Source organism: Streptomyces sp. NPDC001717, from assembly GCF_042892775.1.
Classification (GTDB): domain Bacteria; phylum Actinomycetota; class Actinomycetes; order Streptomycetales; family Streptomycetaceae; genus Streptomyces.
Genome location: NZ_JBIAUK010000005.1, coordinates 204,352 through 216,492, shown reverse-complemented (window position 1 = coordinate 216,492; position 12,141 = coordinate 204,352). Strand labels below are relative to the sequence as shown.

Annotated in this window: 11 protein-coding genes; 5 read left to right on the top strand and 6 right to left on the bottom strand. The window is 73.4% G+C overall.

The features are described 5' to 3' along the window. Positions 1–179: 179 nt before the first annotated feature. The 3 genes from ACFYZL_RS12305 to uvrB all read right to left on the bottom strand — a co-directional run bounded on the left by ACFYZL_RS12305 (position 180) and on the right by uvrB (position 4,960). Positions 180–2,102: a TerD family protein gene (locus ACFYZL_RS12305; RefSeq protein WP_388678433.1), complete on the bottom strand. Its 1,923-nt coding sequence runs from the start codon at positions 2,100–2,102 to the stop codon at positions 180–182. A gap of 32 nt (positions 2,103–2,134) precedes the next feature. Then, the gene (locus ACFYZL_RS12300) at positions 2,135–2,713 is read right to left on the bottom strand and encodes a TerD family protein (protein ID WP_384587249.1); all 579 of its coding nucleotides are present in this window, start codon (positions 2,711–2,713) and stop codon (positions 2,135–2,137) included. 90 nt (positions 2,714–2,803) lie between these two features. Next, positions 2,804–4,960: an excinuclease ABC subunit UvrB gene (gene uvrB, locus ACFYZL_RS12295; protein WP_384747685.1), complete on the bottom strand. Its 2,157-nt coding sequence runs from the start codon at positions 4,958–4,960 to the stop codon at positions 2,804–2,806. Positions 4,961–5,225: 265 nt separating this feature from the next. Between uvrB and ACFYZL_RS12290 the strand changes: the two genes are divergently transcribed. The 3 genes from ACFYZL_RS12290 (at position 5,226) to ACFYZL_RS12280 (ending at position 8,206) form a co-directional block, all read left to right on the top strand. After that, complete coding sequence (locus ACFYZL_RS12290; protein ID WP_384747682.1) at positions 5,226–6,146, top strand: glycerophosphodiester phosphodiesterase; 921 nt, start codon at positions 5,226–5,228, stop codon at positions 6,144–6,146. 37 nt (positions 6,147–6,183) lie between these two features. Further along, on the top strand, positions 6,184–6,756 hold the full coding sequence (locus ACFYZL_RS12285) for a methylated-DNA--[protein]-cysteine S-methyltransferase (RefSeq protein WP_384747679.1): 573 nt from the start codon (positions 6,184–6,186) through the stop codon (positions 6,754–6,756). Between the two features lie 238 nt (positions 6,757–6,994). Next, entirely contained in the window at positions 6,995–8,206 is a 1,212-nt protein-coding gene (locus ACFYZL_RS12280; protein ID WP_388678608.1) for an MFS transporter, read from the top strand. Here ACFYZL_RS12280 and ACFYZL_RS12275 read toward each other — a convergent pair. Continuing rightward, on the bottom strand, positions 8,200–8,577 hold the full coding sequence (locus tag ACFYZL_RS12275; RefSeq protein WP_376658761.1) for a cupin domain-containing protein: 378 nt from the start codon (positions 8,575–8,577) through the stop codon (positions 8,200–8,202). The two genes, ACFYZL_RS12280 and ACFYZL_RS12275, sit on opposite strands and share 7 nt — an antisense overlap. Positions 8,578–8,744: 167 nt before the next feature. On the opposite strand from ACFYZL_RS12275, the gene ACFYZL_RS12270 reads away from it, so the two are divergent. Next, positions 8,745–9,677, top strand: coding sequence for a pseudouridine-5'-phosphate glycosidase (locus tag ACFYZL_RS12270; RefSeq protein ID WP_388678427.1), 933 nt, complete (start codon positions 8,745–8,747; stop codon positions 9,675–9,677). Next, positions 9,674–10,585, top strand: coding sequence for a carbohydrate kinase family protein (locus tag ACFYZL_RS12265; RefSeq protein WP_388678424.1), 912 nt, complete (start codon positions 9,674–9,676; stop codon positions 10,583–10,585). The genes ACFYZL_RS12270 and ACFYZL_RS12265 overlap by 4 nt, the downstream gene beginning before the upstream one ends. Before the next feature lie 62 nt (positions 10,586–10,647). On the opposite strand, the gene ACFYZL_RS12260 is transcribed toward ACFYZL_RS12265, so the two are convergent. Further along, positions 10,648–11,322 carry a hypothetical protein gene (locus ACFYZL_RS12260; protein WP_388678421.1) on the bottom strand — a complete coding sequence of 225 codons (675 nt, stop codon included), beginning with the start codon at positions 11,320–11,322 and terminating at the stop codon, positions 10,648–10,650. A 165-nt stretch (positions 11,323–11,487) separates the two neighbouring features. Next, complete coding sequence (locus tag ACFYZL_RS12255) at positions 11,488–12,132, bottom strand: uridine kinase (protein WP_384747667.1); 645 nt, start codon at positions 12,130–12,132, stop codon at positions 11,488–11,490. Positions 12,133–12,141 lie beyond the last annotated feature (9 nt).

The window sequence follows — 12,141 nt, the reverse complement described above, 5'->3', positions numbered from 1 at the left end:
GGAGGTCTCTTCCACCCGGGCGACCTGGAGGCCGTGGGCCGACGCCCCGGGACAGGTCACTGTCCGTATTGACGGGCACGCCGTAGCAGGAAAGCAGGAATACTCCCCTCCGCAGACACCAGGGTACCCGCGGAGGGCGGTTTTGGTAAAGGGAATGCCAAGGACTGGTCAGCGAAGGGTCATCGGCCGCGCCGACGGGCGGCCGCCACCCGCTCCAGCACGTCGTCGATGACCCTGCTGCCCTGCGGCGGCAGGTTCGGCTCGAAGGTCCACTGGTGGTGCACCCACGGGTCGGCGAGGTGGTCGTCCGCGACGGGCGACAGCCGCATCAGCGAACGCCACAGCGGGTCGAGCAGCGGTCCGTAGGCCGAGGCCTCGTCACGGTCCGCGACCATCAGCAGGTGGACGCCGACCGCCGCGCCCTCGTCGGCGAGGTAGCGCAGCTGGGTGACGGCCCGGTCGTCGAAGCCGTGCGGGAAGTCGTGCACGATCAGCAGCTGCTCGGCCGTGTCCACGTCCGGCGGCAGGTCCTCGGGGGCACCGGCCCGCAGGGCCATCTGTACGAGGTCCACCCGCCGGGTCAGCTTCGCCAGGGTCTCGGTGACCCCCGCGGCCCCGGCGGCGGGCGGCCCGGCCAGCACTCCGGCGCGCACGAGCGGCGCCAGGGAGGCGGACCCGGCTCCGGCCGCGTCGATGACGTGGACGGAGTACCGGTCCGCGGGATGCACCGCGAGCAGCCGTACGGCGTAGGCGACGGCCATGTCCATGGCGGCCCGGCGCAGCTTGTCGGCGTCCATGGCCATGGCGGCCTCGGAGCCGGTGCGGCCGTTGTCGATCCACAGCCCGCGCTCCAGCGGGACCCGGACCAGCATGGGGATCCGCAGGGCGGGCCGCTCGGGCAGGTGGAGGTCGCCCAGGCGCAGGGCCAGCGGCGGCTCCTCGGGCAGCCCGGCGGAGCGGCCGGTGTGCCAGACGGGGTTGTCCCAGCGCGCGTACGCCGCCGGGAGGGCCGGCTCGACCACCTCGGACTCGGCGACCAGCTGCGTGAGGTCCCGGTCGAGGACGGCCTGCGCCTGGGCGACGAGCTCGTCGCGACGGGCCCGCGCGGTGTCGCGGGCGGCGTTGCCGGAGCCGCCGATGCGGTGGCGGGGGTCGGACAGGGCCTCGTCGAGCTCGCGGTCCAGGCGGGAGTCGGCGAAGTCCACGGCGCCGCGGTAGGCCGCGACCGCGCGGGCCAGGTCCTCGAACATGCCCCAGACCTGGTTGTACAGCCGCTCGTCCATGGACCAGCCGCCGGCGTCCCCCGCGACGGGCGTCGGGAACTCGCCGGGCTGCTGCGGCGGGGCCGCCTGCGGGGCGGGCTCGGGCGGCTGGGTGGTGGTGCGGCGGCGCGGGTGGGCGTAGTTGATCGTGGCGTCGCCGGTGCCGGCCGCGGCGCCGGTGCCGTCCGCCGGGGGCGGCGTCTGCGCGGGCGCGGGGCCCGGCGTACCCGGGTAGGGCACTGCGGAGACCGGGACCGGGTCGGGTGCGACGGGGACCGGGTCGGAGGCCACCGGGGCCGCGACGCTCGCGTTCACCCGCGCGGCCAGCTCGGCGGCGGCGGGGGCGGCGAGCCCGTGGTCGGCGAACAGGGCGGCGAGCCCGTCCGCGTACCCCTGGCCGACGGCGCGGACCTTCCAGGCGCCCTGGCGCCGGTAGAGCTCCAGGGCCACCACGGCGCTCTCCGCGTCGAGCCCGGTCAGGGTGTACTCGGCCAGCTCGGTGCCGTCCGCGCCCGCGACGCCGATGTGCGAGGCGGCGACGGCGCCGAAGCGGGCCGGGCCGCCCGGAGGGAGGGAGAGCAGGACGCCGACCCGGTGCACCTCGGCGGCCACCGCGTCGAGGTCGACGGCGAACCGGTGCGAGGAGGCGGACCCTTCGGGCGCCTCCACCCCCGGCAGGGCGCGCGCACCGGGGTGCGCGATCCCGTCCGGACCGGTCACCGCGCCCTGCTCGTTCCCGAGCGAGGCCAGCGCGAGCACCGGTGTGCCCGCCGAGACCGTGATCCGCACCTGGTGTTCGGACAGGGCATGGTTCTGCCCTCGGACCAGTTCGGCCGCCATCGTCCCGTCTCCCCCCGTTCCTCTTCCTTCGCTTACAGGTGCGGCAGGATCGCCGGCATCAGGTCCTGGAAGGTGCGGCCGTTGGCCGGGGTGCCCAGGGCCGTCATCTGCCAGCCGCCGCCCACGCGCGACACCTTCGCCATGATCTGCGCGGTGTACTGACCGCCGCCGTTGAGCGTGTAGCGGGCCAGTTCCTGGCCGTTGGTCTCGTCGACGATGCGGCAGAACGCGTTCTCCACCTCCTGGAACGTCTGGCCGGTGAAGGAGTTCACCGTGAAGACGATCTGGTCGATGTGGACCGGCACGCGCTGCAGGTCGACGAGGATGCACTCGTCGTCCCCGCCCTGGCCGGCGCCGCCGACGAGGTTGTCACCGGTGTGCCGGACCGAGCCGTCGTCGCTCTGCAGGTGCCGGAAGAAGACGACGTCCACCGGCTGCTTGTCGGCGAAGAGCACCGCCGAGGCATCCAGGTCGATCTCCCGGGTCCGCGAACCGAAGAGCCCGCGGCGCTTCGCCGCCTGCCAGCCGAGGCCCATCCGGACCGCGGTCAGCGTCCCTCCGTCCGACTTCTGCAGACTGATGGCCTGTCCCTTGGTCATGTTGACCGTCACGCGTCGTCCCCTCTCCCATGGCCCGTCCCATTGGACGGGCGCGCAGCATGTACCTGCGGCTGTGACCCAACCCTACTGACACCCTCCGGGTCAGGCGAGGCCCGCTTCCTTCATCTGCCGCAGCTCCTTCTTCAACTCGCCCACCTCGTCGCGGATCCGGGCCGCGACCTCGAACTGGAGCTCGGCGGCCGCACCGCGCATGCGCTCGGTCATCTGCTCGATCAGCGCGGCCAGTTCGGCGGCCGGGCGGTCGGTGAGCACCTCGCCGGCCTTGCCGCCCTTGGCCCCCTTCGCACCCTTGCCGGCCTTGGCGGCCTGGCCGGCCTTTCCGCCGAGGGCGGGCACCGGCGCCTTGAGGGCCTTGCCGTCCTTCGTCTGCCGGTAGCCGGTACCGAGGAGCTCCTCGGTGTCGAGTTCCTCGCGGGCGATGGTGGCGACGATGTCGTTGATCTTCTTGCGCAGCGGCTGCGGGTCGATCCCGTTGGCCGTGTTGTAGGCGACCTGCTTCTCTCGGCGCCGGTTGGTCTCGTCGATGGCCTGCGCCATCGCCGGGGTGATGCTGTCCGCGTACATGTGGACCTGGCCGGAGACGTTGCGCGCCGCGCGGCCGATGGTCTGGATGAGCGAGGTGCCGGAGCGCAGGAAGCCCTGCTTGTCGGCGTCCAGGATCGCCACGAGCGAGACCTCGGGAAGGTCGAGGCCCTCGCGGAGCAGGTTGATGCCGACGAGGACGTCGTACTCGCCGGCGCGCAGCTCGCGCAGCAGCTCGATGCGGCGCAGGGTGTCCACGTCGCTGTGCAGGTAGCGGACCTGGATGCCGAGCTCCAGGAAGTAGTCGGTGAGGTCCTCGGCCATCTTCTTGGTGAGGGTGGTGACCAGGACGCGCTCGTCCTTCTCCACCCGCTGCCGGATCTCGTGGACCAGGTCGTCGATCTGTCCCTCGGTGGGCTTGACGACGACCTCGGGGTCGATGAGGCCGGTGGGTCGGATGATCTGCTCGACGAAGCCGTCGCCGCGCGAGAGCTCGTACTTGCCCGGGGTGGCCGACAGGTAGACGGTCTGGCCGACGCGCTCCAGGAACTCCTCCCACTTCAGCGGCCGGTTGTCGAGCGCGGACGGCAGCCGGAAGCCGTGGTCGACCAGGGTCCGCTTGCGCGAGGCGTCGCCCTCGTACATCGCGCCGATCTGCGGCACCGTGACGTGCGACTCGTCGATGACGAGGAGGAAGTCCTCGGGGAAGTAGTCGATGAGGGTGTTGGGCGCGGACCCGGGCTCGCGGTCGTCCATGTGCAGCGAGTAGTTCTCGATGCCGGAACAGGACCCGATCTGGCGCATCATCTCCAGGTCGTAGGTGGTGCGCATGCGCAGCCGCTGGGCCTCCAGCATCTTGCCCTGCTTCTCCAACTCGGCGAGGCGCTCGGCCAGCTCCGCCTCGATGCCGCGGACGGCCTTCTCCATGCGCTCGGGTCCGGCGACGTAGTGGCTGGCGGGGAAGACGTAGAGCTCGCGGTCCTCGCTGATGACCTCGCCCGTCAGCGGGTGCAGCGTGGAGAGGGCCTCGATCTCGTCGCCGAACATCTCGATGCGGACGGCCAGTTCCTCGTAGACCGGGAAGATCTCGATCGTGTCGCCGCGCACGCGGAAGGTGCCGCGCGTGAAGGCCAGGTCGTTGCGCGTGTACTGGATGTCGACGAAGCGGCGCAGCAGCCGGTCCCGGTCGATCTCCTCGCCGACCTTGAGGGAGACCATGCGGTCCACGTACTCCTGTGGGGTACCCAGGCCGTAGATGCAGGACACGGAGGCGACGACGATCACGTCGCGCCGGGTGAGCAGCGAGTTGGTCGCGGAGTGGCGCAGCCGCTCCACCTCCTCGTTGATCGAGGAGTCCTTCTCGATGTAGGTGTCGGACTGCGGTACGTACGCCTCGGGCTGGTAGTAGTCGTAGTACGAGACGAAGTACTCGACCGCGTTGTTCGGCAGGAGCTCGCGGAACTCGTTCGCCAGCTGGGCGGCGAGCGTCTTGTTCGGCGCCATCACCAGGGTGGGGCGCTGGAGCTTCTCAATCATCCAGGCGGTGGTCGCCGACTTTCCGGTGCCGGTCGCACCCAGCAGGACGACATCCTTCTCACCTGCACGGATGCGCTTCTCCAGCTCGGCGATGGCCGTCGGCTGGTCGCCGCTGGGCTGGTAGGGGCTGACGACCTCGAAAGGCGCCACCGTGCGTTCGATCTTCGATACGGGCCGCATGAGTCAACCGTACGACCCGCCACTGACACTCACGCGCCCGTACAGGGGACGCGCCGCGCGCGGGCGGCGCGGGGCCACGGCCGACCTCACCCGTTCTGGTCCGTTTGTCGTAGTTCGGTGGCGGCTCGGTGATCTTCAACCCCATGATCGCGGTGGAGGCACCGCCGTGAACCGCCGCCAACCGCCGTGAAGTGCATCCCACAACGTCTGCCGCTCCGCACCCGTTTGACGCAGGAACAGGGCTCACGACCCGAGGAGAACGCACATGTACGTCCGACCCGCCGCCGCGACCGCCGCCGCATTCCTGGGCTTCACCCTCACCCTGCTGGGCGGTACGGCCCAGGCCGCCGCCCCCGGCCCCGGCACCGGCTCCCCCACCGGCCCCGCCACCCGCCGGGCGGAAGTGGGAGAACCCGTCGTGTACGCCCACCGGGGGGCCGCGGCGTACGCCCCGGAGAACACCCTCGACTCGATCGACCTGGCGAGGCGGCTGGGCTTCGACTGGGTCGAGAACGACGTGCAGCGCACCAAGGACGGGGAGCTCGTGGTGATCCACGACGACACCCTCGCCCGGACCACCGACGTCGAACAGGTCTTCCCCGACCGCAAGCCCTGGAGGGTCAAGGACTTCACGGCGGCGGAGATCTCCCGGCTGGACGCGGGCAGCTGGTTCGGCGAGGAGTACGCGGGCGCCTTCGTGCCGACCCTGCGGGAGTACCTCGACCGGGTGCAGCGCAACCGGCAGCGACTGCTGCTGGAGATCAAGAATCCGGGGCTCTACCCGGGGATCGAGGAGCAGACCCTCAAGGTGCTCGGCGAGGCCGGCTGGCTCGACGAGCGCCACGTGTCGCAACGGCTGGTGGTGCAGAGCTTCAGCGCCGACTCCGTGCGCGTCGTGCACGGTCTGCGCCCGGACCTGGTGACGGCCTTCCTGGGCACCCCGACCGTGGCGGACCTGCCCGCGTACGCCGAGTTCACGGACCGGATCAACCCGTGGCACACCACGATCTCGGCCGACTGGGTCGCCGCGGTGCACGGCCTGCGGGGACCCCACGGCAAGGCGATGGAGGTGGACACCTGGACCGTCGACGACGCGGCGACCGCCCGGAAGGTGCAGGCGATGGGGGTGGACGGGATCATCACCAACGCCCCGGACGTGGTCCGCGACGCGGTGGGCGGCTTCTGAGAGCGGCACTGTCGGTGGGGGCCCGTACGGTGGAGGCGTGGACAGCACCGAGCGGCCCCGCGGGCCGCACCTCGAATGGACCGTCGTCACGAGCGGCGGCACCGGCATCGGGCCCCTCCTCCTGGCCGCGACCCCGGTGGGCCTGGTCCGGGTCGAGTTCCATGCCGCGCCGGAGCGGGTCGACGCGATGATCGACTCGCTCGTCTCCCGGCTCGGAGCGGACGCCCGACGGCCCGCGCCGGGCGAGGAGGTGCTGCTGGCCGAGGCGATACGCCAGCTGTCCGCGTACTTCGCCGGTTCGCTGCGGCGGTTCGAGCTGCCGCTGGACTGGCGCCTCAGCTCCGGCTTCAACCGGCAGGTGCTCCGGGAGCTGGACCGCTCCGTCCCGTACGGCGCGGTCGTCGGCTACGGGGAGCTGGCCGCCCGCGCCGGCCAGCCGGGGGCCGCGCAGGCCGTGGGCAACGCGATGGGGTCGAATCCGCTGCCGGTGGTCGTGCCGTGCCACCGGGTCGTGGAGAACGACGGGGGCATCGGCGGCTTCGGGGGCGGCGTGGAGACGAAGCGGCGGCTGCTCGAACTGGAGGGCGTCCTGCCGCAGCCCCTGTTCTGACCGGTGCGGTCGTTCTGACCGGTGCGGTATTCCCGGTACCGCCGGCGGGTAAGGGGTGGGAAACTGCGGCGGTGACTACTTCTGCCGCCGCACCCGGCCGGATCCCGTCCCCCGTCCCGCCGTCGCGAGGGGGGTGTACCGCGTGACCGCCTCCTCCGGCACCGACCGGTCGGCCGTGCCGCTCGTGCGGACCGAGGCGGAGCTCGCCCGGCTGCAGCGGCGCACGTCCGGGGTGCTCATGGCCAGCCAGGTGCTCGGCGGCCTCGGCGTGCCCATCAGCATCGCCCTGGCCCCCGTGCTGGCGACGCGGATCAGCGGCACCGAGGCGCTGTCCGGTTTCGCCTCCACCGCCGCGGTGATCGGCACCGCCGTGGTCTCGCTCCCGCTCGCCGCCCTGATGACCGCGCGGGGGCGCCGTCCCGGGCTGGTGCTGGGCTACGGGATCGGTGCGGTCGGCGCGGCCCTCGTCGTCCTCGCCGCCGTCGTCGAGAGCTTCCCGCTGCTCATGATCGGCATGGCCGCCTTCGGCGCCGCCTCCTCCGCCAATCTCGGGGCCCGGTTCGCCGCCGCCGACCTCGCCGCCCCGGACCACCGGGCCCGGGCGATCTCGGTCGTCGTGTGGTCCTCCACCCTCGGCGCGGTGCTCGGCCCGAACCTCTCCGCCCCCGCCAGCCGCAGCTTCGCCGGCACCTCCATACCCGAGACGGCGGGCCCCTTCGTGTGGGCCGGCGCCGTCTTCGTACTGACCGCCGCGCTGATAGCCGTGCTCCTGCGACCCGATCCGCTGCTGACGGCCCGGGAGCTGGCCTCGCCGGAGGAGCGGTCCCGCGAGGGTCGCTCGCTGCGTGCCGGGTTCGCTGCCGTCAAGGCCTCCCCGCGGGCGCGGCTCGCGCTCGTCACCGTCGCGGTGTCGCACACCGTCATGGTCTCGATCATGGTGATGACCCCGATGGACCTGGGTCACCACGGCGCCGGCCTGGAGCTCGTCGGGCTGGTGATCAGCGGCCACATCGCCGGCATGTTCGCCTTCTCGCCCGTCATGGGCTGGCTCGCCGACCGCCTCGGCCGGCTCGCCGTGATCGGCCTCGCGGCCGGGCTCCTGTCGACCGCCGCACTGCTCGCCGGTACCGCCGGGCCCAGTCACGCCCAGAGCGCGCTCGGCCTCTTCCTGCTCGGCCTGGGCTGGTCCGCCGGCATGGTGTCCGGCTCGGCGCTGCTGACCGACTCGGTCCCGCAGCCCGCGCGGGCCGCCGTACAGGGCCTGAGCGACCTCACGATGAACGCCTCCGCGGGCCTGGGCGGCGCGGCCGCCGGCCTGGTCATGTCTCAGGCCGGCTACGGCTGGCTGAACGCCATCGGGGCCGCGCTGTTGCTGCCGTTGGCGGCGCTCGCCCTGTTCACCGCGCGCCGCCACCCCGTTCCCGCGAAGGGCGTTCGGCAGCCTCAGTAGCTGATGTGGTAGGCCTTGCGGAGCGTCTCGTGCACGGTCCAGGTGGTCTTGTCACCCTCCCGCAGGACGCAGGCCGACCCAGGGCCCACCTCCAGGGTCGCGCCGCCCTCGACCTCGATGGTGGCGCGGCCGCTGACCACCACGAACAGCTCGTTGGCCTCGACGTCGGTGACCACGCCGGGGGTGATCTGCCAGATCCCGCGCAGCTGCTTGCCGTCCGGCGACTCCCACAGCACCTTGCCCGTCACGACGGGGTCCCCGGAGACGATCTGGTCGGGGTCGAGGTCATCGGCCTCCAGTTCGGCGTCCGGTACGTCGGGAACGGAGACGGCGAAGGAGGCGGGGGCTGCGGAGTGGTCACTGGTGCTCATGGCGCGCCAGCGTAGTCCGGGCCACCGGCACGACACGGTGAGCGGAGCGTCCAGGAACGACCCCGCCGACGAGTCACCCTGTCCAGTGGGGACGCTGTTCGGACAGCTTGCGGCGCGAGGGGCGGGAGCGCGTTTGGGCGCGCCGATCGCGTGCCATGGATGGGGACATGTCACAGCACACAGCGGATGAGCTCCCGGTCCTGTCGGAAGAGGTACGTGAGGCACTCGCCCGGCGCAGGCCCGTCGTGGCCCTGGAGTCGACGATCCTCGCGCACGGTCTGCCCCGCCCGCGCAATCTGGCGGTGGGCCTGGAACTGGAGGCTCTGGTCCGATCGGAGGGCGCCGTTCCGGCGACCATCGCGGTCGTGGACGGAGTGGCGTACGCGGGCCTGGACAAGGCTCAGTTGGAGCGGATCGCCGGCGGGGAAGGGGTCCGCAAGCTCGGCCACCGGGATCTGGCACCGGCCCTGGCCGCGGGTGCGACCGGGGCGACGACGGTGTCCGCCACGGCCTTCCTGGCCGCCCGGGCGGGCCTGCGGGTCTTCGCCACGGGCGGGCTCGGCGGCGTGCACCGCGAATGGGCGCAGACCCAGGACGAGTCCGCGGACCTGTCGCTGCTGGCGCGGACGCGGATCACGGTGGTGTGCGCGGGCGTGAAGTCGATCCTGGACGTGCCGGCCACGCTGCAGCGGCTGGAGACGCTGGGGGTGGGGGTCCTCGGGTACGGGACGGACCGCTTCCCCGGCTTCTACCTGGCCGATTCGGGCGAACCGGTGGACTGGACCGTGGAGCGGCCGGAGGAGGTGGCGGCGGTGATGGCCGCCCAGGACGCGCTGGGCGGGCCGGAGTCGGCGCTGCTGGTGGCCAACCCGGTGGCGGAGGCGCAGCAGCTGGATCCGGAGCTGCACGACCGGGTGCTGGCGGAGGCCCTCGCGGAGTGCCGGGAGCGGGGGATCACGAGGCAGGCGGTGACGCCGTTCCTGCTGGGGTACCTGGTACGGGCGACGGACGGGGCCTCGCTGGAGGCCAACCTGGCGGCGGTACGGGGCAACGTACGGCTCGGGGCCGGGATCGCGGGGGCCTGGGCGGCCCGGGCGTGACGGGCGCGACGGGCGCGACGGGCGCGTTGCTGATAGTCGGGGACGTGGTGACCGACGTGGTCGCCGTGCACACCGAGGCACTGGCCCCGGCCACCGACACGGCCGCCCGCATCCGGACCCTGCCCGGCGGCGCCGGGGCCAACGCGGCCTGCTGGGCCGCCCGTACCGGGGCGGCGGAGGTCCGGCTGCTCGCGCGGGTGGGCGCGGATTCGGCGCGCTGGCACGAGGACGCGCTGCGCGCGGCGGGGGTGCGGCCGCGGCTGGTGGTCGACCCGGACGAGCCGACCGGCACGGTGGTCGCGCTGGTCGGCAAGGACGCCGAGCGGACCTTCCTCACCGACAGCGGGGCCGCGCTGCGGCTCTGCCCCGCCGACTGGACCCCGTCCCTGCTGGACGGGGCGGCCCACCTGCACCTGTCCGGGTACCTGTTCTTCGCCGACAGCAGTCGGGAGTTGGCACTGGTCGCGCTGCGCGCGGCCCGGGCGCGCGGGGTGCCGGTGAGCGTGGACCCGGCCTCGGCCGGGTTCCTGGTCGCGCTGGGGCCGCGGCGCTTCCTCGACTCGGTGGCGGGGGTCGACGTACTGCTGCCCAACGAGGACGAGGCCCGGCTGCTGGCGGGGCTCCCTGGACCGGCGGGGGTGGCCCGGGCGGCGGTGGAGCTGAGCAGGCGGGTTCCGCTGGTGGTGGTGACCCTGGGCGCGGCGGGAGCACTGGTCGCCGAGCGGGGCCGGATCACCGCCGAGGTCCCGGCGGAGCCGGCGGAGGCGCTGGACTCCACGGGCGCCGGGGACGCCTTCACCGGCGGCTTCCTGGCGGCCCGGCTCGCGGGCGCGACCCCGGCGGACGCGGCCCGGGCGGGGTGCCGTGCCGCCGCTCGGGCCGTCGCCCGGCTGGGCGGGCGACCTTAGCGGGCAGCGGCGGGCGACTGCGCGGCCGGGCCTGCGGGCGAGCGGCCGGGCGAGCGGCCGGGCTACAGCAGGTACTCCTCCTGGCCGAGGGTGTCGATGATGCCCCTGTGGTTCGCGTTGTAGTGGAAGACCAGGCCCCTGTTCGGGTGGGACTCCAGCCATGACGTGAGCTCGTGCAGGGTGATCGGCCTGCTCACGGACGAGGACGTGATCGGACTGAAGGCGGTGATCCTCGCGTCCTCGGCGATCGGGATCACGACTTCCGCGCCGACCGTCACGAAGGGCGTCCTGCCGTCCTTGACGGCGCAGCCCCAGTTCCCGTGCTTGACGACCAGGTGGGCGGATCCGCCCTCCGGGGTCCAGCGGTAGACGGCGATCTCGTCGTCCGCGACCGGCGGCCTGCCGCAGGTGGGGGCGGGAGCGGGGCCCGGCGGCTCCGGCTTGCCGGTCGGGGCGGCGGTGGCCGGCGGCTTCGGCCCCTTCGACGGGCTCGCGGAGGCGGACGGTGTCGCCGCGCCGGCGGTGGCCGTGGGCGTGGCCGGAGGCGTGACCGTGGCGGTGGCCGACGGGTTCGCCGGGCTCGCGCCCGGGGTCGTACCCACGGCTCCCGCGTCCCCGCTTCCGTCGTCGCCGTTGCACGCCGTGAGGACCAGGGCCCCGCACACCACCAGTGCGGCACACGCCCTCAGCCGCAACCGCCGTCTCGGACCGGTGACCGCCCTGCCGCGTGCGTCCATCGCCGTCCCCCTCCGCCAAGGCGCCACCGGGTGGCGTCCGCCCAAGTCCGGCGTCAACGTAGCGTTCGGTTCCGGCCGGGACCATGGCCGGAACCGGTTCGTCGCCGCGCGCGGACGGCTCTGTTACGGATCCCGTACGTCCGGCGCGGGCGGGGTGCGCGGAGGTCAGCGAGCGGAGCGGGGCAGACCGGTCCAGGCGGGATGGCGGGGGTCGTCGGCCCGGACCACCGCGTCGGCCCCGGACCCGGGGTCGGTCTCCGCCTCGTAGCGGGCGAAGGCGGGCAGCGTCCAGCGCGCCGACTCCTCGGTGCGCCGGGCCAGCGCTCCGGCCGACAGCCTGATGTGGACGCTGAGGTCGAAGGGGAACCAGTGCCCCAGCAGCAGCGGTCCGTGCACGATCAGCACGCCGCCGGGCGGGAGTTCGACGTACGGGCTGCGGGTCGCACGGTCGGTCGCCGGGTCCCACAGGTCGGGCAGCACCCGCCCGGTGCCCCCGGGGTCCGTCGGGCCGAACACCTCCCGCCAGAGCGCCGCGGTGTCGTACCAGCCGCCGAGGTACGAGTCCACGTCCTCGCGCCCGAACTCGAAGCGCAGCGAGGCCGGCCGCAGGAACCCCTCGGCCGCCACCACCAGCGCGGGCCGGCTGCGCAGGCGCAGTTCCTCCGCGAGGTGCCCCGCGAGGACTCCGGTGTCGGCGGCGGGCGCCCCGTCGATGCCGACCCGCTGCCAACTCGTCGGGGCGGGGGTGTCGTCGAGGTGACCGGCGAGCCGCTCGGCCATCCGCTGCCAGGTGATCGCTTCGAACTGCACCGGTCCATT